At 61.0% G+C, this 25,124-nt stretch carries 18 protein-coding genes; 11 read left to right on the forward strand and 7 right to left on the reverse strand.

Features of this window, described 5'->3' with window-relative positions; genetic code table 11:
* Nucleotides 1–118: 118 nt before the first annotated feature.
* Nucleotides 119–1,345 carry a benzoate/H(+) symporter BenE family transporter gene (locus PMI26_RS23850; RefSeq protein ID WP_007971484.1) on the forward strand — a complete coding sequence of 409 codons (1,227 nt, stop codon included), beginning with the start codon at nt 119–121 and terminating at the stop codon, nt 1,343–1,345.
* Nucleotides 1,346–1,458: 113 nt separating this feature from the next.
* On the opposite strand, the gene PMI26_RS23845 is transcribed toward PMI26_RS23850, so the two are convergent.
* Entirely contained in the window at nt 1,459–1,803 is a 345-nt protein-coding gene (locus PMI26_RS23845) for a YggL family protein (protein WP_007971486.1), read from the reverse strand.
* A gap of 234 nt (nt 1,804–2,037) precedes the next feature.
* Between PMI26_RS23845 and dacB the strand changes: the two genes are divergently transcribed.
* Nucleotides 2,038–3,498 (forward strand): D-alanyl-D-alanine carboxypeptidase/D-alanyl-D-alanine endopeptidase, encoded by a 1,461-nt coding sequence (gene dacB / locus PMI26_RS23840; protein ID WP_007971488.1) that lies wholly within the window; start codon nt 2,038–2,040, stop codon nt 3,496–3,498.
* A 138-nt stretch (nt 3,499–3,636) separates the two neighbouring features.
* On the opposite strand, the gene PMI26_RS23835 is transcribed toward dacB, so the two are convergent.
* Complete coding sequence (locus PMI26_RS23835; protein ID WP_007971489.1) at nt 3,637–6,036, reverse strand: sensor domain-containing diguanylate cyclase; 2,400 nt, start codon at nt 6,034–6,036, stop codon at nt 3,637–3,639.
* 198 nt (nt 6,037–6,234) lie between these two features.
* The gene (rlmKL, locus tag PMI26_RS23830) at nt 6,235–8,505 is read right to left on the reverse strand and encodes a bifunctional 23S rRNA (guanine(2069)-N(7))-methyltransferase RlmK/23S rRNA (guanine(2445)-N(2))-methyltransferase RlmL (protein WP_007971490.1); all 2,271 of its coding nucleotides are present in this window, start codon (nt 8,503–8,505) and stop codon (nt 6,235–6,237) included.
* A gap of 530 nt (nt 8,506–9,035) precedes the next feature.
* On the opposite strand from rlmKL, the gene rmf reads away from it, so the two are divergent.
* Nucleotides 9,036–9,251 carry a ribosome modulation factor gene (gene rmf, locus PMI26_RS30380; protein WP_003223300.1) on the forward strand — a complete coding sequence of 72 codons (216 nt, stop codon included), beginning with the start codon at nt 9,036–9,038 and terminating at the stop codon, nt 9,249–9,251.
* Between the two features lie 283 nt (nt 9,252–9,534).
* Here rmf and PMI26_RS23825 read toward each other — a convergent pair whose 3' ends face one another.
* Nucleotides 9,535–10,554: a quinone-dependent dihydroorotate dehydrogenase gene (locus PMI26_RS23825; protein ID WP_007971491.1), complete on the reverse strand. Its 1,020-nt coding sequence runs from the start codon at nt 10,552–10,554 to the stop codon at nt 9,535–9,537.
* Nucleotides 10,555–10,782: 228 nt separating this feature from the next.
* Between PMI26_RS23825 and PMI26_RS23820 the strand changes: the two genes are divergently transcribed.
* The 8 genes from PMI26_RS23820 to cobA all read left to right on the forward strand — a co-directional run bounded on the left by PMI26_RS23820 (nt 10,783) and on the right by cobA (nt 22,361).
* On the forward strand, nt 10,783–11,994 hold the full coding sequence (locus PMI26_RS23820; RefSeq protein WP_007971493.1) for a CmpA/NrtA family ABC transporter substrate-binding protein: 1,212 nt from the start codon (nt 10,783–10,785) through the stop codon (nt 11,992–11,994).
* Nucleotides 11,995–12,009: 15 nt separating this feature from the next.
* The gene (locus tag PMI26_RS23815) at nt 12,010–12,585 is read left to right on the forward strand and encodes an ANTAR domain-containing response regulator (RefSeq protein ID WP_007971495.1); all 576 of its coding nucleotides are present in this window, start codon (nt 12,010–12,012) and stop codon (nt 12,583–12,585) included.
* Between the two features lie 336 nt (nt 12,586–12,921).
* The gene (locus PMI26_RS23810) at nt 12,922–14,133 is read left to right on the forward strand and encodes a nitrate/nitrite transporter (protein ID WP_007971497.1); all 1,212 of its coding nucleotides are present in this window, start codon (nt 12,922–12,924) and stop codon (nt 14,131–14,133) included.
* A 7-nt stretch (nt 14,134–14,140) separates the two neighbouring features.
* Complete coding sequence (locus PMI26_RS23805; RefSeq protein ID WP_007971498.1) at nt 14,141–15,808, forward strand: bifunctional protein-serine/threonine kinase/phosphatase; 1,668 nt, start codon at nt 14,141–14,143, stop codon at nt 15,806–15,808.
* A 290-nt stretch (nt 15,809–16,098) separates the two neighbouring features.
* Entirely contained in the window at nt 16,099–18,552 is a 2,454-nt protein-coding gene (nirB, locus tag PMI26_RS23800; RefSeq protein ID WP_007971499.1) for a nitrite reductase large subunit NirB, read from the forward strand.
* Entirely contained in the window at nt 18,549–18,866 is a 318-nt protein-coding gene (nirD, locus tag PMI26_RS23795; RefSeq protein ID WP_007971500.1) for a nitrite reductase small subunit NirD, read from the forward strand. Before nirB ends, nirD begins: the two co-directional genes overlap by 4 nt.
* Entirely contained in the window at nt 18,866–21,583 is a 2,718-nt protein-coding gene (locus tag PMI26_RS23790) for a nitrate reductase (protein WP_007971501.1), read from the forward strand. Before nirD ends, PMI26_RS23790 begins: the two co-directional genes overlap by 1 nt.
* Nucleotides 21,584–21,593: 10 nt before the next feature.
* A complete protein-coding gene (gene cobA, locus PMI26_RS23785; protein WP_007971502.1) occupies nt 21,594–22,361 on the forward strand; it encodes a uroporphyrinogen-III C-methyltransferase in 768 nt (255 codons plus the stop codon).
* A 103-nt stretch (nt 22,362–22,464) separates the two neighbouring features.
* Here the strand turns inward: cobA and PMI26_RS23780 are convergent, their stop codons facing one another.
* The 3 genes from PMI26_RS23780 to PMI26_RS23770 form a co-directional block, all read right to left on the reverse strand.
* Nucleotides 22,465–23,511: an OmpA family protein gene (locus tag PMI26_RS23780; protein ID WP_007971503.1), complete on the reverse strand. Its 1,047-nt coding sequence runs from the start codon at nt 23,509–23,511 to the stop codon at nt 22,465–22,467.
* A 107-nt stretch (nt 23,512–23,618) separates the two neighbouring features.
* Complete coding sequence (sigX, locus tag PMI26_RS23775; protein WP_075949123.1) at nt 23,619–24,209, reverse strand: RNA polymerase sigma factor SigX; 591 nt, start codon at nt 24,207–24,209, stop codon at nt 23,619–23,621.
* A gap of 90 nt (nt 24,210–24,299) precedes the next feature.
* Nucleotides 24,300–25,124 carry a mechanosensitive ion channel family protein gene (locus PMI26_RS23770; RefSeq protein ID WP_007916401.1) on the reverse strand — a complete coding sequence of 275 codons (825 nt, stop codon included), beginning with the start codon at nt 25,122–25,124 and terminating at the stop codon, nt 24,300–24,302.

The raw sequence follows: 25,124 nt of genomic DNA on the forward strand, positions 1-25,124 counted from the left end.
TGACGGCGTCACATTCAGCATTCCTGTTGGCTGATCCACCGCTATCGCGAGCAAGCTCGCTCCCACAGGGTTCAGCGTTGCTGCGGACATCTTCCTCTGTATAAGGAACACCACCGTCATGAACGACGCCACCCACACGCAAATCCGCCCGCTGGCCGACACCTCGCCCTCGGCCATCGTCGCCGGGTTCATCGCCATGATGACCGGCTACACCAGCTCCCTGGTGCTGATGTTCCAGGCCGGGCAAGCGGCGGGCTTGAGCAGCGGGCAGATTTCTTCGTGGATCTGGGCGATCTCCATCGGCATGGCGGTGTGCTCCATCGGCCTGTCCCTGCGCTATCGCACGCCGATCACCATTGCCTGGTCGACCCCCGGTGCCGCGCTGCTGATCACCAGCCTGGGCGGCGTGAGCTACGGCGAAGCCATTGGTGCCTATATGACCTGCGCGGTGCTAGTGACGATTTGCGGGCTGACCGGCAGCTTCGAACGGCTGGTGAAAAAAATTCCGGCATCTCTGGCCGCCGCCCTGCTGGCAGGGATCCTGTTCAAGATCGGCAGCGAGATTTTCGTCGCCGCGCAACACCGCACGGCCCTGGTACTGGGGATGTTCGTCACTTATCTGCTGGTCAAGCGCCTGTCGCCGCGCTATGCGGTGCTGGCAGCCCTGCTGATCGGCACGGCATTGTCAGGCTTCATGGGGCTGCTGGACTTCAGCGGTTTTCATCTGGAGGTCGCCACGCCGGTCTGGACCACACCGCAGTTCTCCCTCGCCGCGACCATCAGCATCGGCATCCCGCTGTTTGTCGTCGCCATGACCTCACAGAACATGCCCGGCATCGCCGTATTGCGCGCCGATGGCTACACCGTGCCAGCCTCGCCGCTGATCACCACCACCGGCATCGCCAGTTTGCTGCTGGCTCCCTTCGGTTCTCACGGGATCAACCTGGCGGCGATCAGCGCGGCGATCTGCACCGGTCCGCACGCTCATGAAGATCGCAACAAACGCTACACCGCCGCCGTCTGGTGCGGGATTTTCTACGGGATCGCCGGCGTGTTCGGCGCAACGCTCGCGGCATTGTTTGCCGCACTGCCCAAGGAACTGGTGCTGTCGATTGCCGCACTGGCGCTGTTCGGCTCGATCATCAACGGCTTGAGCATCGCCATGAGCGAAGTGAAGGAGCGTGAGGCGGCGCTCATCACCTTCATGGTCACGGCATCGGGGCTGACGCTGTTTTCCATCGGTTCGGCGTTCTGGGGGATTGTCGCGGGGGTGGTGACGCTGCTGATGACGCTGCTGATTCTGAACTGTGGGAGCGAGCCTGCTCGCGATGGTCGTCAACGATAACGCTGGAAGCCTGACACCCCGCGGTGTTCTCAGGTTCATCGCGAGCAAGCTCGCTCCTACAAAAAAAAGCAAAAAAAAACGGCGACCCTTGGGTCGCCGTTTTTTTCAGAACATCAAGCTACCGGATTGATCGGCTTTTCCGGGTACCAGACGTCCAGCAACGGGCTGACTTCAACGCTGGTCAGCTCGGTGCGGCCTTTGAGCCAGGCTTCAACGGCAGCGCGCTGTTCAGCGCTGACCGAGCCGCGCTTCTGCAGGCAAACCAGACCGTAGTCGTCGCCGCCAACATAACCCAGGCCGTTGGCTTCCATGGCTTCTTTGAGGAACGCATCGAGGAAAGCATCAATGGCTTCATCAGCCAAATCTTCTTTGAAATCCAGGTTCAGTTCGAAACCCAGCTCTTGAAATTCATCGACGCACAGTTTTTTGCGCAGACGCTGGGAACGGTTAGTCGCCATTGGAACAATCCTCTTAAGTAATAACGGGCGGCACTTTAGCAGTTTAAGCCGCCGATTGCCCGACTCTCTGGGCCACCACGCCTACCGTCGGTAAAAAAATAGCCGATCAGACAGCCCTCGCACGGCACAAGCCGTGGCACCTTGGGGCATAATGCCGACACTTTCATGACCATTGAGGGAATTTATCTTCATGCCCTCATCTTTTTTCCCCTCGGCTGTAGGGTTTTATTTCAGATGATCAAATCTTTGCGTCCATTGCTGTTGGCCGGTTTTCTTCTCCCCCTGGCCCTCCCCGTTTCTGCAGCTCCGGTCAATACTGCGCTGTCGCCCAACGTTGAAAAAGCCCTGAAAGCCAGCAAGTTGCAGGACAACGCCCTGTCGCTGGTGATGATCCCGCTCACCGGCCCCGGCACCCCGACGGTGTTCAACGCCGACGTCTCGGTCAACCCGGCGTCGACCATGAAACTGGTCACCACCTACGCGGCCCTGGAAATGCTCGGCCCGAACCACCAGTGGAAAACCGAGTTCTACACCGACGGCACCCTCAGTGGCGGCATCCTCAATGGCAACCTCTACCTCAAGGGTGGCGGCGATCCGAAGCTGAACATGGAAAAACTCTGGCTGTTGATGCGTGACCTGCGTGCCAACGGTGTCACCCAGGTCACCGGCGACCTGGTGCTGGATAAAACCTTCTTCGTGCAACCGCAACTGCCGGAGTTCAATGACGACGGCAACGACGAGAACAAGCCGTTCCTGGTCAAGCCCGACTCGCTGCTGGTCAACCTCAAGGCGCTGCGCTTCGTCGCGCGCAATGACTCGGGCAAGGTACTGGTCTCGGTGGAACCGCCGATTGCGAGCATCCGCATCGACAACCAGGTCAAGGCCCTCAATTCCAAGCAATGCACCGGTGGCGTGCGTTACAACCCGGTGGCGCAAGCCGATGGCACCGTGACCGTTACCGTCGGCGGTCAATTGGGTGAAGGCTGCAGCTCGCAGACTTACCTGTCGCTGCTCGACCACGCGACCTACACCGCCGGCGCCGTCCGCGCGATCTGGAAAGAACTGGGTGGCAGCATCCAGGGCAGGGATGTGCTGGCGCCAACCCCTAAAGACGCCAAGGTTCTGGCCCGGGCGTTCTCGCCGGACCTGGCGGAAATCATCCGCGACATCAACAAGTACAGTAACAACACCATGGCCCAGCAGTTGTTCCTGAGCCTGGGCCAACGTTTCCGCACCGATGCCGATGGTGACGACGCCAAGGCTGCCCAGCGTGTCGTGCGTCAGTGGCTGGCGAAAAAGGGCATCACCGCGCCGCACCTGGTGATGGAGAACGGCTCCGGCCTGTCCCGCGCCGAGCGCGTCAGCGCCCGGGAAATGGCCTCGATGCTCGAAGCGGCGTGGCACAGCCCGTATGCCGCCGAGTACATCAGTTCGATGCCGATTGCCGGCACCGACGGCACCATGCGCAAGCGCCTGAAGACCACGGCAATGCGCGGTGAAGCCCACGTCAAGACCGGCACCTTGAACACCGTACGGGCAATTGCCGGCTTCAGTCGCGACGTCAACGGCAACACCTGGGCGGTGGTGGCGATCCTCAACGACAAGGCCCCGTTCGGCGCCTCGTCGGTGCTCGATCAGGTGCTGCTCGACCTGTACCGCCAACCGAAAGCGCCGCAGACGGCTTCGGTGTTGTAAAGCACAGCTCTGCCCCCTTGTAGGAGCGAGCCTGCTCGCGATGGATTCCAGAGCGCCGCGTACATTCAGTATGTCCGCGTTATCGTTATCGACCATCGCGAGCAGGCTCGCTCCTACAGGGTCAGCGTACACCCCGGGTTAATTCATCTCCTCTTCTACCCGGTCTCGCCCTGCCTGTTTCGCCGCATAAACCCCCGAGTCCGCGCGCAACAGCAAGGCATCGGCGCCCTCCCCGGTCCGCCAACTGGCAATCCCGAAACTGGCGGTGACCGTACCGACGCCTTCAATGGGTGAACTGCGCAGGCTCTGCCACAATTGCTGGGCCAGCACATAGGCCTGTTCGCCGCCGATATCCGGGCATAACACCATGAACTCCTCGCCGCCCAGGCGGCAGAACACATCGGTGCGACGCAGCCGGTGGCCGATCCGCTCGCACACTGCCTGCAACACCCGGTCACCGATGGCGTGGCCATGCAGGTCATTGATGCGTTTGAAATGGTCGATATCGAGCATGATCACCGACAAATCCCCACCGCCACGCTCCACCCGGGCCATTTCGCTGGTCAGGCGCTCCTGGAAATAACGCCGGTTGTGGATGCCGGTCAGCGAATCGGTGACCGACAACGCGCGCAATTCTTCTTCCACCCGCTTCATATCGGAAATGTCCGAGATGTAGCCGTGCCAGAGCACGCCGCCACCGGGCAGTTCCTCCGGAGTGGCTTCGCCGCGCACCCAACGCACCCCGCGTTGCGGCAGTTGCACGCGGTACTCCTCGCGCCAGGGGCTGAGGGTTTCGGCCGAAGCGCGGATCGAGGCGCGGACGCGGGTAGCGTCCTGGGGGTGAATCCGGGTGAAGATCGCTTCGGCATTGAGCAACAGTACGTCGGGTTCCAGCTCGTAGATATCGCGAATGCCGTCGCTGGCATAGATCACGCTGAAGCGCCCGTCGAACTCCATCTTGAACTGGTAGATGCCACCGGGCACGTGGGCGCTGAGTTTCTTCAACAGCAGGTCCCGCGCCGCGAGCGCTTCATGGACCCGCTTGCGTTCGGTGATGTCGATGCACACCGCCAGGTGCCCGACCCACAGGCCTTGCTCGTCGAGCACCGGCGTGGCGAGCATGTTGACCATCAGATGGCTGCCATCGCCGCGCACCAGGGTCCACTCCCGCGCCTCGTGACTGCCCTCCACGTCGCCTTCCACCAGCATCGCCTGGCAGGTCGGCACCGGCTTGCCATAGCGCGCGCTCAACTCGGCCGAACGACCGGCCAGCTCCCGGGGCAGGTGCAGGTTCTCCAGGGTCATATGGCCGACCACTTCGGCACTGCTATAGCCAAGCATCTGCTCGGCACCGGCGTTGAAAGTGCTGATGACGCCGCGCAGGTCGGTGGCGATGATCGCAACCTGGGTGGCGGCATTCAGCACGCCACGCAACTGACCATGGGTGCCGCGCAGCTCCTGTTCCCGATCGCGCAGCTCCTGGGTACGCTGCTCGACCAGTCTCAACGCCCGCTGCCGCTGACTGACCAACACATAGAGCAAGGCGCTGAGCAACAGGCTGAGCAATCCACCCAACACGACCAGACTGGTCACGGAGGAATGGTTGGCCTGCACGAACGCGTCGGAGGGCTGGATATCGACCTGATAGTCATGGTCGGCCATACGCAACAGGCGCGTGGCCGACAGCTCGCTTACGGCTGGCGGGTTGGGCGACTCGAACAGCACTTCGTGCTGGTCGTCGGTCGACAAATCGAGGATGCGTACCGAGAGATAGTCGCGACTCGCTTCCGGAAGTCCGTCCGCCAGCAATTGGCGCATGCTGATCACGGCCATCACATACCCGTAGGGTTTCGTGGCGTTGTGGTCCTGTCCGGTGCGCTGCGTGACCGGCGCGACCAGCAGCACGCCGCGCGCATAGGCCGGTTCGATACTCACCAGATGCATCGGTTGCGACACCGCCATGCCGCCACGCAGATCGGCCCGAGCGAGCGTGGCACGCCGCAGCGGCTGGGCCAGCAAGTCATAACCGAGGGGAGCGCCGAGTTTGCTTTGCGTCTGGCTGTACAACACCGCCACGTACTCATCACGCTCACCGGCCAGTTGCAATTGGCCGTCGGCGTTGAGCTCTCTCAGGGTGAAGCCGTTCAAGCCCTCGTCTCGCACCCGTTGCTCGAACGCCGCCCGCTCGTCACGAGTGACCCGCTGGGCGTAGGAATACGCCTGGGTTCGCAGCAGCAAAGGTTGGGTATAGCCGTCGAATTCCGCTCGGGACACTGAACCGGAATTGGCGAAAAACCGGCGCAGGCCATCGAGGCGCTGCTCCTGATCTTCGAAACGTTCTTCGATACGGCTGTAACGCTCACTGGCCAGCAGTTGAAAGCGTTGCCGCAATTGATGGTGAAACAGATTCAGCGTCGACCACGCCAGCAACCCGGTGAGCACCCCGCCGATCAACAAAACCAGCAGCGCGACCAGCCAGGCCGAGGCATCTTCGCTGATTAAACCCAGGATCTTGGGGCGCACGGCGTGCAACGACATAAAGCGCAACTCAAAACAAACGCCAGGTGCGGGAAAGCCCTTTGGCCCTGAGTTGAGTTATAGCTATTAGCCACTAATTTGACCAGCACCCTGTAGGAGCGAGCCTGCTCGCGATGGACTCAAGAACACCGCGTGCTTTCAGAAAGCACGCGTTATCGTTATCGACCCTCGCGAGCAGGCTCGCTCCTACACAGCTATTTAGCGTGCCATGATTTTCCAGGCACGATGGATCTTGGCGTTGCGCGCAAAATCCGGATCGAGGGTCTGGGCGGTGATGTCCTCGACCGCATAGCGCTCGCCGAGATTGGCCTCCAGTTCGAACTTGCGGAAGTTGTTGGAGAAGTACAACACGCCACCGGGTGCCAGGCGCGCCATGGCCAGGTCGATCAGTTGCACCTGATCGCGCTGCACGTCGAACACGCCTTCCATGCGCTTGGAGTTGGAGAACGTCGGCGGGTCGATGAAAATCAGGTCGTACTCGTCACGACTGGCTTCGAGCCACGCCATCACATCGCCCTGCTCCAGGCGGTTCTTGTCGGAAAAACCGTTCAGCGACAGGTTGCGACGCGCCCAGTCCAGATAGGTTTTCGACAGGTCGACACTGGTGGTGCTGCGCGCGCCGCCCTTGGCCGCATGCACACTGGCCGTTGCGGTGTAGCAGAACAGATTGAGGAAGCGTTTGCCGGCTGCCTCTTTCTGGATACGCATGCGCATCGGCCGATGGTCGAGGAACAGACCGGTGTCGAGGTAGTCGGTGAGGTTCACCAGCAACTTCACACCGCCTTCATTGACCTCGACAAATTTGCCCTGCGCCGCCTGGCGCTCGTACTGTTTGGTGCCGCTCTGACGCTCGCGGCGCTTGACCACCACACGGTTCTTGTCGATGTTCAGCGCCTGCGGGATGGCTGCCAGGGCATCGAACATGCGGGCCGACGCTTTTTCCGGATCGATGGATTTCGGCGCGGCGTACTCCTGAACATGGACCCAGTCGTGATACAGGTCGATGGCCATGGAATATTCCGGCATGTCGGCGTCGTACACGCGGTAGCAGTCGATACCTTCACGCTTGACCCACTTGCCCAGGGCCTTGAGGTTCTTTTGCAGGCGGTTGGCGAACATCTGCCCGCCTTCGCTCAGGCGCGGCTGCTCGACCACCGGAGCCGGTGCCGGCGTCGGTTTGATCGGGTTGCCGTTTTTGTTGAACTTGCGTTCCTGCGGTTCGTTCGGCGCCTGATCGTAGGCGGCTTGCTCACGCTCGACCTGGCGCTGTTCCGGCGTACGACGCTCGCCGGTGACGAACTGATCGGGCAGCACCTTGATCAGCAGCAGCTTGCACGGCAAGGCGCCGTTCCAGAACGAATACTGCTTGTGGCTGCGGATGCCCATGCGCTTGCCCAGGTCCGGCGCGCCGGTGAACACCGCCGCTTCCCAGTTCAGGCAGGCCTGACGCAGGCGTTCGCCGAGGTTCTGGTAGAGGTAGAGCAGGCTCGCCTCGTCGCCCAGACGCTCGCCGTACGGAGGGTTGCAGATCACCAGGCCTTTCTGGTTCTGGTCCGGGCGCGGCTCGAACGTCGCGACTTCACCCTGGTAGATCTTGATCCACTCGCTCAGGCCGGCCCGCTCGACGTTGTTGCGACCCGGTTGAATCAGGCGCGGATCGGCTTCGTAGCCACGGATCCACAGCGGCGTCCTGGCCAGGCCGGCCGCGGCGCGCTCGGACGCTTCTTCGTGGAGTTTTTTCCACAACGCCGGGACGTGACCGAGCCAGGCAGTGAAGCCCCATTGCTCGCGGCGCAGGTTCGGCGCGATGTCCGCGGCGATCATCGCCGCTTCCACCAGGAACGTACCGACACCGCACATCGGGTCGGCCAGCGCGCCGCCTTCGGCCGCGATACGTGGCCAGCCGGAACGGATCAGGATGGCGGCCGCGAGGTTTTCCTTCAGCGGTGCCGCACCTTGCTGCAGGCGATAGCCTCGCTGGTGCAGGCTGTGGCCGGACAGGTCGAGGGACAGAATGGCTTCGCCGCGGTCCAGGCGCAGGTGAATGCGCAGGTCCGGATTGAGCTTGTCGATGGACGGACGGTCGCCTTGCGGGGTCCGCAGTTTGTCGACGATGGCGTCCTTGACCTTCAGCGCGCCGAAGTGAGTGTTGTCGATACCCGAGCCATGGCCGCTGAATTCGACGGCCAGGGTGCCGTCGTTGAGCATGTGGTCTTGCCACTCGATGTCCAGCACGCCGTGGTACAGGTCTTCGGCGTCCTTCATCGGGAAACGCTTGAGCACCAGCAGCACGCGGTTGGCCAAGCGTGACCACAGGCACAGGCGATAAGCGGTTTCCATGGTGGCCATGCCGCGCACGGCAGAGGTGTGCTCCCGCGCTTCCTCAAGGCCAAGCCCGACGGCTTCCTCGATGAGCAGGCCTTCAAGGCCTTTTGGGCAAGTGAGGAAGAGTTCGAAACGATCGGACATGGGAATTCCAGAACCTTTAGCTGAGTGACCGGGCAACGCATTGCCGGTCCGGTTTTCAATCAGGCGCTTTTCTCGAAGAGCGCCCGCGTGGCACGAAGGTGTGCCGTTCCACCCCTGCTGCTCGGGTTAAATGAGCTTAGATGCAAGGACAGATAAAAAAGTTGATGCAATGAAATGTCATAAGTCGACCCTTCGTCGAATAGTACCTCCCGGGAACGGGAGCCATTCTCACTAAAGGATTAAGCCCATCATCCAGCGCAGAGCCGATCATACCGGGGTTTGGCTAATAAATACGCTACAAACACTCTGTTACTTATGGCCTTAACACATGAATGGTTACGTCCTTATGACAAAACGATCATTCCCTCGATGTGACGCATTGGTTAGAACTCAACTCAGGTTGGCGCCGCAATGACGCCAACACCTTGGCTCGTCACGCCGGCAACGAGCCCCCAACGGCAGAGTTTTTCTGCCAGACCTCAATAGAGGTCGACGCGATAAATACAGTCAACAAGTGAGGGCAACACCCTATGAGAAGACTTAAGCGTGATCCGTTGGAAAGAGCATTTTTGCGCGGATATCAATATGGCGTTGGTGGCAAATCCCGTGAGCTTTGCCCATTTACTCTACCGTCGGTACGCCAAGCCTGGATCAACGGCTGGCGAGAAGGACGCGGCGACAACTGGGACGGTATGACCGGCACTGCGGGAATCCACAGACTCAACGAACTTCACGCCGTCGGCTAATTACAGGGCACAACACTCCGACACGACAATCTGATTTTGTACTGAATTAACCACGCACGTCCCATCCGGACGGCGGGCTGCGGCCCAGGGGCTCCTTTAAAGGGGCCCTTTTTTATGCCTGCTCCAAACTCAGCGACGATACCCTTGTGGCGAGGGGGCTTGCCCCCGTTCGGCTGCGAAGCAGCCGTGTTTTTTCCTGGCACACCGAGTCGTTTGTTTTCGGGGCCGCTTCGCGACCCAACGGGGGCAAGCCCCCTCGCCACAAAAAGCCCCCAAGCAGGGCTCAGCGCAGGGCTGCGATGGCGTCTACGGACTCGCGAATCAGCGCCGGGCCCTTGTAGATGAAGCCCGAATAGATCTGCACCAGGCTCGCGCCCGCGGTGATTTTCTCTGCGGCGTGCTTGCCTTCGGTAATGCCGCCGGCCGCGATGATCGGCAGGCGACCACCCAGCTCCGATGCCAGCACCTTCACGGTGTGGGTGCTCTTGTCGCGAACCGGTGCGCCGGACAGACCACCGGCCTCGTCGCCATGCTCCATGCCTTCGACGCCGACGCGGCTCAGGGTGGTGTTGGTGGCGATGACCGCATCCATTCCGGTTTCGATCAGCGCTTGTGCAACCTGTGCAGTTTCTTCGTCACTCATGTCCGGCGCGATCTTGATCGCCAGCGGTACATGCTTGCCATGACGCAAGGCCAGTTCCGCGCGGCGCTCGGCCAGATCGGCCAGCAACTGCTTGAGCGAATCGCCGAATTGCAGACTGCGCAGGCCCGGCGTATTCGGCGAACTGACGTTGACCGTCACATAGCTGGCGTGGGCGTACACTTTGTCCAGGCAGATCAGGTAGTCGTCCACGGCCCGCTCGACCGGCGTATCGAAGTTCTTGCCGATGTTGATGCCCAGCACGCCCTTGTATTTGGCCGCCGCCACGCGGGCCAGCAGGTGGTCGACGCCGAGGTTGTTGAAGCCCATGCGATTGATGATCGCCTCGGCTTCCGGCAAACGGAACAGGCGCGGCTTGGGGTTGCCCGGCTGCGGACGCGGGGTGATGGTCCCGATTTCGACAAAGCCGAAACCCAGTTGGGCGAATCCATCGATGGCCGCGCCGTTCTTGTCCAGACCGGCGGCCAGGCCCACCGGGTTCGGGAAGTCCAGGCCCATGACATTCACCGGCTTCTTCGCCGGAGCCTTGCACAGCAAGCCGTTGAGTCCAAGACGCCCGCCCGCGCCGATCAGGTCCAGGGACAGATCGTGGGAGGTTTCCGGGGAGAGTTTGAACAACAGCTGACGGGCCAGGGTGTACATGGGCGGATTTGACTCGATTGGCGGCGAATTGAGGCGGCGATTATAGCCGGGCTACGGGGTGGCAAGCGAGGCGCGCGTTCAAATCAGCGGTTAATGGCATATGCCTTGCACCATTCCGGGCACCAGCACCCCTGCCAGCGTCGGAATGGGTGCAAAGACAATGGCGTCGTCCCCGGCCTGCCCCTGCACGGACCCGGGACGACGTTTTTTTTGCAAGGTGAACGCGCGATGAACGAACCGTCAGCCGGCCCTCTGGCCTGGGTCAATGGCAGCGATGCCCCGGAAAAAACCGAAATCAATCTCGGCTTCATGGCCCTGAGCGACTGCGCCTCGGTGGTGGTCGCCGCCACCCAGGGCTTCGCCCAACCCTATGGCTTGACCCTGAACCTCAAGCGCCAAACGTCCTGGGCCAACCTGCGGGACAAACTGGTGAGCGGCGAACTCGATGCCGCCCACAGCCTCTACGGCCTGATTTACGCCGTCCACCTGGGCATCGGTGGCGTGGCCGCGACCGACATGGCGGTGTTGATGGGCCTGAATCAAAACGGCCAGAGCATCAATCTGTCCCGCGGCTTGCAGTCGCTTGGGGTGACCAGTCCTGAGGCATTGGATCGGCACGTGCACCAAACTCGCCCAAAACTCACCTTCGCCCAGACGTTTCCTACCGGCACCCACGCCATGTGGTTGTATTACTGGCTCGCCAGCCAGGGTATACACCCGCTGCTGGATGTCGACAGCGTCGTGGTGCCGCCGCCGCAAATGGTCGCCCACCTGCGGGCCGGGCGCATTGACGGGTTCTGTGTCGGCGAACCCTGGTCCGCCAGCGCCGTGCAACAGGACCTCGGTTTCACCCTGGCCACGACCCAGACCCTCTGGCCCGATCACCCGGAAAAGGTCCTCGGTTGCACCCGTGCGTTCGTCGAGCAATACCCCAATACCGCGCGGGTGTTGGTGATGGCGGTGCTGGAAGCCAGCCGCTTCATCGAAGAAAGCCGTGAAAATCGTCGCAGCACCGCGCAATTGCTCAGTGCCGCGCAATACCTCGATGCGCCGCTGGAATGCATCGAGCCACGCCTGCTGGGCGACTATGTCGATGGCCTGGGCAATCGCTGGCAAGACCCGCACGCCCTGCGCTTCCATGGTGAAGGCGAGGTCAATCTGCCGTACCTGTCCGACGGCATGTGGTTCATGACCCAGTTCCGTCGCTGGGGCTTGTTGCGCGATGACCCGGATTACCTCGCCGTGACCCGCCAAGTCCATCAACTAGACTTGTATCGTGAGGCGGCCAGCGCTGCAGGTGTCGCGGCACCGGGCAAGGAGATGCGTAGCAGTCAATTGATCGACGGCAAGATCTGGGACGGTTCGGACCCGGCCGGTTATGCCCGCAGTTTCAAACTGCACGCCATGAGCGACAGCTCACACCGATCCGCCAGCCGCTGACAGGAGACGACGAACATGCTGCGTATCCTGCTGATCAACGACACCGCGAAAAAAGTCGGACGCCTGAAGGCCGCCTTGACCGAGGCCGGGTTCGAAGTAATCGATGAGTCCGGCCTGACCATCGACTTGCCCGAACGCGTCGAAATGGTGCGTCCGGACGTGATTCTGATCGATACCGAGTCACCCGGCCGCGATGTCATGGAGCAAGTGGTGCTGGTCACTCGCGACCAGCCACGACCGATTGTGATGTTCACCGACGAACATGACCCCGATGTGATGCGCCAGGCGATCAAGTCCGGGGTCAGTGCCTACATTGTCGAAGGCATTCACGCCCAGCGCCTGCAGCCGATTCTCGATGTGGCCATGGCACGCTTCGAAAGCGATCAGGCTTTGCGTGCCCAGTTGCAGGCCCGCGACCAGCAACTGGCCGAGCGCAAGCGCATCGAGCTGGCCAAAGGGCTGCTGATGAAAATGAAGGACTGTAACGAAGAAGAGGCCTACACACTGATGCGCCGCCAGGCGATGAGCCGCCAGCAGAAGCTGATTCAAGTGGCGGAGCAGATTATTGCCATGAGCGAGTTGCTTGGCTGAAGCCCTGTGGTGAATGTTCTATCGCCTTCGCGAGCAAACCCGCTCCCACATGTTTTGTGGACACCAACTATCCATGTGGGAGCGGGCTTGCTCGCGAATGGCGGCGACCCGGTTTCAGTTGTTGGCACAGATCTCGCTAAGTAATCACCACAGGTAACCAACGGCGGTTGCCCCACCTACGACAAAGACGTCGCTCACCTCATTTGCCCTTGGCGGATCGGGTGGCGGCGTTTTTTCGTTTTGGCCCCACAGCACGGGGCCGGTGGAGCGGCCGTAGCGGCGCCCCACCTGCAAGCTCATGACTCCTTTCGAGACTCTTCACAGCTGAGGTGCGCAATGAATTCAAGCTTCTGGAAATCCGGCCATACCCCCACATTGTTCGCAGCCTTCCTCTACTTCGACCTGAGCTTCATGGTCTGGTATCTGCTCGGCCCTCTGGCGGTACAGATCGCCGCCGACCTGCACCTGACGACACAGCAACGCGGGCTGGTGGTGGCCACGCCGATTCTGGCCGGGGCGGTCTTGCGTTTTGTCATGGGGATGCTGGCTGATCGCCTGTCGCCCAAAACCGCCGGCCTGATCGGTCAGGTCATCGTGATCTGCGCGCTGTTCGGCGCCTGGAAACTCGGCATCCACAGCTACGAGCAAGCGCTGCTGCTGGGTCTGTTCCTCGGCATGGCCGGTGCGTCCTTTGCCGTTGCCCTGCCACTTGCCTCACAGTGGTATCCGCCGCAGCATCAAGGCAAGGCCATGGGCATCGCCGGCGCCGGCAACTCGGGTACGGTATTCGCCGCACTGATCGCCCCGGTACTGGCGGCAGCGTTTGGCTGGAGCAACGTGTTCGGCTTCGCCCTGATTCCGCTGATCCTGACCCTGATCGTCTTTGCCTGGCTGGCGAAAAACGCCCCCGAGCGACCAAAAGCCAAATCCATGGCCGACTACTTCAAGGCCCTGGGTGATCGTGACAGCTGGTGGTTCATGTTTTTCTACAGCGTGACGTTCGGCGGCTTCATCGGCCTGGCCAGCGCCCTGCCCGGCTATTTCAACGACCAGTACGGCCTGAGCCCGGTGACGGCGGGTTACTACACGGCGGCCTGCGTGTTCGGCGGCAGCCTGATGCGCCCCTTGGGCGGCGCGCTGGCTGACCGGTTCGGTGGTATTCGGACCCTGTTGGCGATGTACACCGTCGCGGCGATCTGCATTACCGCGGTCGGTTTCAATCTGCCGAATTCCTACGCCGCACTCGCACTTTTCGTCTGCACCATGCTCGGCCTGGGTGCCGGCAATGGCGCGGTGTTCCAGTTGGTGCCGCAGCGTTTTCGTCGGGAGATCGGTGTGATGACCGGCCTGATCGGCATGGCCGGCGGCATCGGTGGTTTTGCCCTCGCGGCCGGCATGGGTGCGATCAAGCAAAGCACCGGTAGTTATCAACTGGCGCTGTGGTTGTTCGCCAGCCTCGGCGTTCTCGCCTGGTTCGGCCTGCACGGCGTGAAACGGCGCTGGAGAACCACCTGGGGTTCGGCGGCCGTGACGGCTGCGCGGGTGTGATGCCTAGATGAGCCTGCAACTGAGTTTCGCCGAAGCCAGCGCCATCGGCCCGCGCGAGGAGAATCAGGATGCCCTGCGCCTGGTCACGCCGGCCCCGGCGCTGGCGGCGAGCAAAGGTTACCTGTTCGCCATCGCCGACGGTGTCAGCCAGTGCGCCGATGGCGGCCTGGCGGCCCGTTCGACGCTGCAGGCCCTGGCGCTGGATTACTACGCCACGCCGGAAACCTGGAGCGTGGCGCAGGCACTTGATCGCCTGTTGCTGGCGCAAAACCGCTGGTTGCAGGCCAACGGCGGCGGACAACCGCTGCTGACCACCCTCAGTGCGCTGGTCCTGCGTGGCCGGCGTTTTACCCTGGCCCATGTCGGCGATTGCCGGGTGTATCGCTGGCACGCCGACCGATTGCAGCGAGTCAGCGAGGATCACGTCTGGGACCAGCCGGGCATGCAGCATGTGCTGAAACGGGCGCTGGGCCTCGATCAACATCTGGTGCTGGATTTTCTCGACGGTGAATTGCGCCTTGATGAAAGTTTCGTCCTGCTCAGCGACGGCATCTGGGCCGTCCTGGGCGATACCGCCATTGCGGCGATCCTGCGTGATCAACCGGACTTGCACAGTGCTGCGCAGACCCTGGTCAATGCCGCACACCTGGCAGGCAGCCAGGACAACGCCAGCGCCTTGCTGGTGCGGGTCGACGCCCTCGGCGAAGCGAGCATTGGCGATGCATTGATGCACTTGCAGCAATGGCCACTTCCGCCCGCCCTGAAACCGGGTCAGACGTTCGAGGGCTGGCAGGTCGAAGGGATCGTCGCACAAAGCCAGCAATCGCTGCTTTATCGCGTGCGCGACACTCAGCAACGACCCTGGCTGCTGAAAACCCTGCCGGGGCGCCTGCACGACGATCATCAGGCCGGGCAAGCGTTGCTGTCGGAAGAGTGGTTTCTCAAACGCGTGGCCGGTCGGCATTTTCCTGAAGTGCATGCCGCCAGTCAGCGTCAGCACTTGTACTACGTGATGCGCGAATATTCGGGCGCTACCCTGGCGCAACGGCATGAGCAAAGCGGACCGTTGCCGCTGCCCCAGTGGCAAGACATCGCCGAACGCTTGCTGCGAGCGGTCGGCCTGTTGCATCGACGGCAGATTCTGCATCGCGATATCAAACCGGAAAACCTGTTGCTGGGGGACGACGGTGAACTGCGCCTGCTGGATTTCGGCCTCGCCTACTGCCCCGGTCTCTCGCAAGACCTGCCCTGGGCTTTGCCGGGTACACCCAGTTACATCGCGCCGGAAGCCTTTCGTGGCGACGTGCCGACGCCACAGCAGGACCTGTATGCCGTTGGTGTGACCTTGTATTTCCTGCTCACCGGGCACTATCCCTATGGCGAAATCGAAGCGTTCCAGCGTCCGAGGTTTGGTCTCCCGGTCAATGCCAGCCGCTACCGGCCCGACCTGCCGGACTGGATCGCCCATCACCTGGAACGCGCCGTGGCGGCGGCCCCCGAACAGCGTTTCGAAACGGCGGAAGAATGGTTGCTGCTGATCGAGCAGGGGGAGCGCCGCAGTTTGAGCGTGCGCCCCAAACCCTTGCTGGAACGCGAGCCGCTGAAAGTCTGGCGGACATTGGCGCTGGTATCGCTGCTGCTCAACCTGGTGCTGCTGGTGGTGGCGCTCCATTAGCGGGCAACGCGCCTTGAATCGGTGCATCCCCTCGCGGCCCTGCCCTTGCGAACGGGAAGAACGCCAACAAACACGGGGCCTGAGCGACTTGGCACAACCAGTGCATTACCTCTTTCAACAGACATAAAGCGCAGGCTTCAACGACGAAGGCTGCACTTCCCGAGAGAACGGGACCAGGACAAAGGCGTCCTCGCTAGGCAACTAGCGGGACGCCTTTTTTTGTTTGCGCAAAATTTGTCGAGCATGGCCTGAACCCTGATGAGGCAGGCCTGGACTCCCCGGAGAACCTGATGAAAAAACTAAAACTGGTGATGATCGGCAACGGCATGGCCGGGGTCCGGACCCTGGAAGAACTGCTCAAGCTGAGCACCGAGCTGTACGACATCACGGTCTTCGGCGCCGAACCGCACACCAACTACAACCGCATCTTGTTGTCGCCGGTGCTGGCGGGCGAACAGACCTTCGAAGAGATCGTGCTCAACGATCTGGACTGGTACCTGGACAACAACATCAAACTGCTGCTCAACCGCAAAGTGGTGGAGATCGACCGGGTCAAGCGCCGGGTCATTGCCGAAGACGGCAGTGAAGCCGAATACGATCGCCTGCTGATCGCCACCGGCTCGACGCCTTTCATCCTGCCCATTCCCGGCAACACCCTCGAGGGCGTGATCGGCTACCGCGACATCGCCGATACCCAGGCCATGATCGACACCGCGAAAACCTACCGGCACGCCGTGGTGATCGGTGGCGGCCTGCTCGGCCTGGAGGCCGCCAACGGCCTGATGCTGCGGGGCATGCACGTCACCGTGGTGCATCTCGGCGAGTGGCTGCTGGAGCGGCAACTGGACAAAACCAGCGGCCAGTTGCTGCAAACCGCCCTGGAGTCTCGCGGCCTGCATTTCCGTCTGTGCGAGCAAACCCAGGCCTTGCACGACGCGGGCAATGGCCGGGTCGGTTCGGTGCAATTCAAGAATGGCGACATCATCCCCGCTGACCTGGTGGTGATGGCTGCCGGCATTCGCCCCAATACCGAACTGGCAGAGAAATCGGGCATTCCGTGCAACCGCGGGATTCTGGTCAACGACACCCTGCAAACCTATGACCCGCGGATCTACGCCATTGGCGAGTGCGCCAGCCACCGCGGCATCGCCTACGGTCTGGTGGCGCCACTGTTCGAACAGGCCAAAGTCTGCGCCAACCACCTCGCCCAACTGGGTTTTGCCACTTACAAGGGGTCGGTGACCTCGACCAAATTGAAAGTCACCGGCATCGATCTGTTCTCCGCCGGCGACTTCATGGGCGGTGAAGGCACCGAGACCATCACCCTCTCCGACCCGATTGGCGGGGTCTACAAGAAACTGGTGATCAAGGACGACGTGCTGGTCGGCGCCTGCCTGTATGGCGATACGGCCGACGGCGGCTGGTACTTCCGGCAGATCCGTGAAAACCACGCCATCAGTGAGATCCGCGATCATCTGATGTTTGGCGAAAACGCTTTGGGTGACGTAGGGCACCAGGGCCAGGACAAAGCCATGAGCATGGCCGACACGGCCGAAGTCTGCGGCTGCAACGGCGTGTGCAAAGGCACCATCGTCAAAGCCATTCAGGAACACGGGCTGTTCAGTGTCGACGAAGTGAAGAAACACACCAAGGCTGCCAGCTCCTGCGGTTCGTGCGCGGGGTTGGTGGAGCAGATCCTGATCAACACGGTGGGCGGCGCCGCCGACGTCAAACCGAAAAGCGAAAAGGCCATCTGCGGCTGCAGCGACCTCAACCACGGGCAAATCCGCCAGGCCATCCGCGAGCAGCACCTGCTGACCATCGCCGGCACCCTGAGCTACCTGAACTGGCGTACACCCAACGGCTGCGCCACCTGCCGGCCGGCGCTCAACTACTACCTGATTTCCACCTGGCCGGGGGAAGCCAAGGATGATCCGCAATCGCGCCTGATCAACGAACGCGCCCACGCCAACATTCAGAAAGACGGCACCTACTCGGTCGTCCCGCGGATGTGGGGCGGCGTGACCAATCCTTCGGAACTGCGGCGCATTGCCGACGTTGCCGACAAGTACAACGTACCGATGGTCAAGGTCACCGGCGGCCAGCGCATCGACTTGCTGGGGATCAAGAAGCAGGACTTGCCGGGCGTCTGGAAAGACCTCGACATGCCGTCCGGCCATGCCTACGGCAAATCCATCCGCACCGTGAAGACCTGCGTCGGCAGCGAGTTCTGCCGCTTTGGCACCCAGAACTCCACGCAGTTGGGCATCGAACTGGAACATGACCTGTTCAACATGTGGTCGCCGCACAAAGTGAAACTGGCTGTCTCCGGTTGCCCGCGCAACTGCTCGGAAGCGGGCATCAAGGACGTAGGCATCATCGGCGTCGATTCCGGCTGGGAGATGTACATCGGCGGCAACGGCGGGATCAAGACCGAAGTCGCGGAATTCTTCGTCAAACTGAAAACCGCCGAAGAAGTCCGCGAATACAACGGCGCATTCCTGCAACTCTATCGCGAAGAAGCCTTTTACCTCGAACGCACCGTGCACTACCTGCAACGGGTCGGCATGGACCACATCAAGAAAGCCGTGCTGGAAGACCCAGAGCGGCGCAAGGCGCTCAACGATCGCCTGCAGTTTTCCCTGTCGTTCGAACAGGACCCGTGGAAGGAACGCCTGGAACAGCCGCAACTGAAAAAAGAATTCGACGTCATCCCTGTGAAAAACCTGGAGGTGCTGGCATGAACTGGCTGGATATCTGCGCACTGGATGAAATCAATGCCCTGGGCTCGCGGATCGTTGCCGGCCCTAAAGGCGACATCGCGATTTTTCGTACCAGCGACGATGAAGTGTTCGCCCTCGACGACCGTTGCCCGCACAAGGGCGGACCGCTGTCCCAAGGTTTGATCTACGGCAAACGCGTCGCCTGCCCACTGCACAACTGGCAAATCGATCTGGAAAGCGGCGAAGCCCTGGCCCCGGACGTCGGCTGCGCCCACCACCATCCGGCGCGGGTCGAAAATGGCCGAGTGATGCTGGCCCTGCGGGACGCAGGCTGATGGACCGCCAGATCACCGCGTCCACCTGCTGCTATTGCGGGGTCGGCTGCGGCGTGCTGATCGAGCATGACGGCGAGCGCATCCTCGGCGTCAGCGGCGATCCGGCGCACCCGGCCAATTTCGGCAAATTGTGCAGCAAGGGATCAACCCTGCATTTGACCGGCGACTTGACGGCAAGGGCGCTGTACCCGGAACTGCGCCTGGGCAAAGGCCTGGCGCGCAGCCGCACCGACTGGGATACCGCGCTTGATCACGCCGCCAGCGTTTTCGCCCAAACCATTGCTGAGCATGGCCCGGACAGCGTGGCGTTCTACATTTCCGGGCAGTTGCTGACCGAGGACTACTACGCCTTCAACAAACTGGCTCGGGCGCTAGTGGGCACCAACAACATCGACAGCAATTCACGGCTGTGCATGTCGTCGGCGGTGGTCGGCTACAAGCGCAGCCTGGGCGCCGACGCCCCGCCATGCAGCTATGAAGACCTGGAATTGAGCGATTGCGTGATGATCGTCGGCAGTAACATGGCCTACGCCCACCCAGTACTGTTTCGCCGACTGGAAGAAGCCAAATCCCGCCGGCCGCAGATGAAAGTCATCGTCATTGACCCACGTCGGACGGACACCTGCGATCTGGCTGACCTGCACCTGGCGATTTTGCCCGGCACCGATGTCGCCCTGTTCCATGGGATTCTGCATCTGCTGCTGTGGGAAGACTGGATCGACCGTGACTTTATCAAGGACCATACCGAAGGCTTGCCCGAGCTGAAGAAACTGGTGCGCGATTACACGCCGCAGATGGTGTCGCAGCTCTGCGGAATCAGCGTCGGGCAATTGCAGCAATGTGCTGAATGGATCGGCACATCACCGAGCTTTCTGTCGCTGTGGTGCATGGGGTTGAACCAGTCCACCGCTGGCAGCGCGAAAAACAGTGCACTGATCAATCTGCACCTGGCTACCGGGCAGATTGGCCGTCCGGGTGCAGGTCCTTTCTCCTTGACCGGTCAGCCGAATGCCATGGGCGGGCGGGAAACCGGAAGCCTGTCCAACCTGCTGCCGGGCCATCGGGACGCCGCCAACCCTGAGCACCGTGCCGATGTGGCCGCTTACTGGGGTGTTGATCAACTGCCTGAAAACCCGGGGCTGACTGCCATCGAGTTGTTTGAGCAGGTGGGCAGCGGCAAGATCAAAGCCTTGTGGATCGCCTGCACCAACCCCGCGCAGTCTCTTCCCGATCAGGCGGCCGTGCGCGCGGCGCTGGAGGCCTGCCCGTTCGTGGTCTTGCAGGAGGCCTTTCGCACCACCGAAACCGCCAGGTTTGCCGACCTGTTGTTGCCCGCCGCCAGTTGGGGTGAAAAGGACGGCACGGTGACCAACTCCGAACGGCGTATTTCCCACGTCCGCCGCGCGATCGTCGCACCGGGTGAAGCGCGCCCGGACTGGACCATCACGGTGGATTTCGCACAGCGTCTGGAGAAACATCTGCGTCCAGCAGCGACCAGCCTGTTTGCCTTTGACACCCCGGCGCAGGTCTTCGACGAATACAAACAGCTGACGCGTGGCCGGGATCTGGACTTGTCCGGGATCAGCCACGAATTGATCGACGCCATCGGCCCGCAGCAATGGCCCTTTCCTTCAGGGTCCAGCGCAGGCTCCGCCCGCCTCTATCTCGACGGCATTTTCCCGACCTCCAGCGGGCGCGCGCAGTTCGTGGCCGATCCGTATCGCGCCGCCAAGGAACAACGGGATGCGCGCTTCCCGCTGACACTGATCACCGGTCGTCTGCGCGATCAGTGGCACGGGATGAGCCGCACCGGCACAGCCGCGCAGTTGTTCGGCCATGTCAGTGAAGCCGTGTTGAGCCTGCACCCGGATGAGCTGCGCAGGCATCGCCTGCAAACGGGTGATTTGATCAGCCTGAAAAGCCGCCGCGGCGCGGTGATCGTGCCGGTCGCCAGTGACGACAGCGTGCGTCCGGGCCAAGCCTTCTTGCCGATGCATTTTGGTGACCGCTTTCTCAAGGGGGGCGTGAACAGCCTCACCCTGCCCGCCTTCGACCCGTTGTCGAAACAACCGGAGCTCAAACACAGCGGCGTGCGCCTGGAACCGGTGCAATTGCCTTGGCACCTTTTCGCGCTGATAGAGGGCGATGTCCAACAACACTTTGAGACTCTACGCCCCCTCTGCGAGACGTTTTCCTACGTCAGCCTCAGCCTGACCGGTCGTGAGCGCCCTGCGCTGCTCATACGCGCTGCCAGCGCCACCGCGCCAGATCCGCAACTGCTGCGCGATATCGATCAATGCCTGGGGCTGAACGACGGACCGGTGCTGGCCTACGACGATCCACGACGCTCCATCGGTAAGCGGGTGCGAATCGAGAACGGCCGGATCACCGCGATCCGCCTGGCGGGTGAAACCCTCGCCCGGCACTGGCTGCAAAACCTCTGGCTCGAAGGTCGCGCCGATGAACAGCTACGGCGCTGGCTGCTCGCGCCCTTGAGTGCCCCGCCGGGCCAGGTTGACGCCGAAGCGATCGGTAACAAAACCCTGTGCAACTGCAAAAACGTCAGCCACAACGCGGTCTGCGCCGGCATCCGCCGCGGCCTGGACTTGCCTGGGTTGAAACAAGAATTGGGTTGCGGCACGCAATGCGGCTCCTGCGTCCCGGAAATAAAGCGTTTGCTGGCCGCTACCGCGCAGCCGCAAGCCGCCATCTCGTGAGGAAAACACTATGAGCGCAAAAGTCTGGCTGGTGGGTGCAGGTCCCGGTGATCCTGAATTACTGACCCTCAAAGCTGTTCGGGCGTTGAGAGAGGCGGATGTCGTGCTGATCGACGATCTGGTCAACGTCGCGGTGCTGGAGCACTGCCCCGGCGCGCGGATAATTCCGGTGGGCAAGCGCGGCGGCTGTCGTTCAACGCCGCAAGCCTTTATCCATCGCCTGATGTTGCGTTATGCCCGTCAGGGCAAATGCGTGGTGCGCCTCAAGGGTGGCGACCCGTGCATCTTCGGGCGTGGCGGTGAAGAAGCGCAGTGGTTGCGCGAGCGTGGTGTCGAGGTTGAGCTGGTCAATGGCATCACCGCCGGCCTGGCGGGCGCGACGCAATGCGATATTCCTTTGACCCTGCGCGGCGTGGCTCGAGGGGTAACGCTGGTGACCGCCCACACTCAGGATGACAGCAGCCTGAACTGGCAAGCGCTGGCCCAAGGTGGCACGACACTGGTGATCTACATGGGAGTGGCGAAGCTCAGTGAAATTCGCGAGCAACTGCTGGCCGGTGGAATGGCAGCCGATACGCCTGTGGCAATGATCGAAAATGCTTCCCTGCCGCATCAACGGGAATGTTGGAGCGACCTGACAGCCATGGAGGACGATGCCCATGGCTTCCAGTTGAAAAGCCCGGCGATCCTGGTGATCGGTGCTGTGGCGGCCTGTGATGAAATCAAAAGATCGCAGCCTTCGGCAGCGCCTACAGGGGTTCGGCATTTATCCCTGTAGGAGCTGCCGCAGGCTGCGATCCTTTGGAAGCAACGCCAAAACCCAAATCGCAGACAAAGAAAAGCCCGGCCTGAGCCGGGCTTTTCTCAGAGCTGTGGGCTAATTACTTAGCTTGAGCTTCAACCTGCGCTTCTACGCGACGGTTAACAGCGCGACCAGCTTCAGTTTTGTTGTCAGCAACTGGGCGGGATTCGCCGTAGCCAACGGACTGAACGCGGGACGATTCAACACCGTACTGGTTGGTCAGAACTTGCTTAACGGCGTTTGCACGACGCTCGGACAGTTTCTGGTTGTAAGCGTCAGGACCGACGGAGTCAGTGTGACCTTCAACAGTAGTGGTGGTGGATGGGTACTGCTTCATGAAGTCAGCCAGGTTCTTGATGTCGCCGTAGCTGTTTGGCTTGACTACCGACTTGTCGAAGTCGAACTTCACGTCCAGCTCTACACGAACGACTTCAGCAACAGCTGGGCAGCCATCAGCGTCAACAGTTACGTTGGCCGGGGTGTCCGGGCACTTGTCAACGTTGTCGCAAACGCCGTCGTTGTCGCTGTCGGAGCAGACTTCTGGTGCTGGAACCGGAGCAGCAGCAGGCTTGTTGCCGCCACCGAAGTTCACACCCAGACCTACGGACGGGATGTAGTCCCAACGGCCGTTGTCCAGCTTGTAGTCAGCTTCTACGCCAGCACGAGCGTAGACGTTTTCGAGGAAGTAGTACTTCAGGCCAGCGCCAGCAGTCAGGAAAGTCGACTGGTCACGACCGGTGTGGCCGTCAGCGGCTACGTTGGTCATGCTGCCGTGCTTGACACCACCTTGAACGTAAGGACGCAGAGCGTCGCCAGCGTTGTTGAAGTGGTACTGAGCGTTCAGACCGAACTGGTCGCCCTCGATCTTCTGGTTGCCGGTGTTGTTGTTCGAACGGGTGTAGTCATCGTTGTTGTAGGTGAAGTTCAACGATACGTCGTCGGTCAAGAAGTAACCGATGGAGGCGCCAGGAGTGTAGCCGTCTTCAACGTTGTTAACGCTGTCGTTGTACTTCTTCCCGTAGTTGAGCTCGCCTTCAACTGCGCCTTGGCCTTGTGCCAATGCGCCGAACGAAGTAGCGGCAATAAGAGTACCAATGGCCAAGCCCAAGGTGTTTTTCAGTTTCATCCGTTAAATCCCCATCTGGTGATTGTGAAGCAGTCCCGCAAACCGGGGGACAACTCGGCGGCAAGTCTAACAGAACTTGCCTACACGTAAGAGATATTTGCGCTGAACTAAGTTTCAGCAATGCCTGCAAATTTCTCACGCAATTTATCTAGAGCGCGTTTGTACCGCATTTTTGTTGCACTCAAACCCATATGCATGATGTCTGCGATCTCCTGAAACTCCAGCTCTGCGACAAAACGTAGCACCAGAATTTCCCGGTCAATCGGGTTCACATACACTAACCAGCGATCAAGTCCACCTTTTTCCTCAGGTTTCGGCGCCTTTTCTTCGGACGCCTCCTCGAGGGGGTCAAGACTCAATGCGTCCATCAAGCGACGCTTTCGCCGTTCCTTTCGATACTGTGTGATGCACTCGTTGTACGTGATGCTATATAGCCATGTCTTGAACTTCGATTTGCCCTCGAAGTTCTTCAGACCATACAGCACCTTCAGCATGACCTCCTGACAGACATCGTCTGCATCACGATCGTTCCCGAGATATCTTGCGCACACATTAAATAATGTTCGCTGGTAACGCCGCATCAGTTCTTCGTAGGCGCGTGTTACGTGAAACAGCTCGGTATGCGAGCGCGCGACCAACTCCTCATCAGAGAGCTCGCGGGGGTCGTAGCGCATGGATAGCGATTGAGCTTTATTCAAAACAAGTCGGGCCGACAGTCAGGTCAATATCCTCCGCAGCCAGCGTCAGCTGGAATTTTGCGGCGGCATACATTAGCAGGGTTTGCCGGGTTAGCGGCTACTCACATGCTGCTCGAGGAGGATCCGATTGGAAAGAGAGACTAGCTCACCCTCATCGGTCAGCAATGTGGTTTTAACCGTGCCGATCTCTTCGATCTGGCCTTCGACCTCGCCAACACGCACTTGTTGCCCAACCTGGTACAGCTCACGCACGTAGATTCCCGCAAGAATCTGGCCGGCAATTTCCCGGCTTCCCAACCCCATGGCCAGCGCAACCGCCAGACCAACGGTTATCAGCACAATCACGATCACGTGGTTCAGCAGGTCGGTCTTGACCTCCAACTGGCTGATCGCCACCGAAATACTGATGATGATCACCAGGCCCTGGGCAATTCGTCCAAGCCCTGAAGCATAGTCCAGACCCACGCCTTCTGCCGCCCCGCGCACCAGCCCGTTGGCCAGTTGCGCCAGCAAAACACCTACCAGCAACACCAGCGCCGCGCCGAATACCTTCGGCAAATACAGCGCGAGCATATCCAGCGTAGCTGATACTCGCTCAAGTCCAAGGGATTCTGCGGCAGAAACCAGAAAAATAAGCAGAACGAACCAATAGACGATCTTGCCGATCAGGGTCGAAATGGGAACCTGCAGGCCGGCGCGGGACATCAGCTTGGTCAGGCCGGTGCCGCCCATCAAGCGGTCCAGGCCCAGTTTGGCGAGCAATTTGGAAAGCAGGGTGTCCAGCAGTTTGGCCACGACAAAACCCAACAGCAGCACAACCAGTGCGCCGAACAGGTTTGGAATGAAGTTCGCAACCTTGGTCCACAACGCAGTCATTGCAGTGACGAGGCTCTGTGTCCAGAGATCAAGTTCCAT

This window comes from Pseudomonas sp. GM33 (assembly GCF_000282295.1).
Lineage (GTDB): Bacteria > Pseudomonadota > Gammaproteobacteria > Pseudomonadales > Pseudomonadaceae > Aquipseudomonas > Aquipseudomonas laurylsulfatiphila.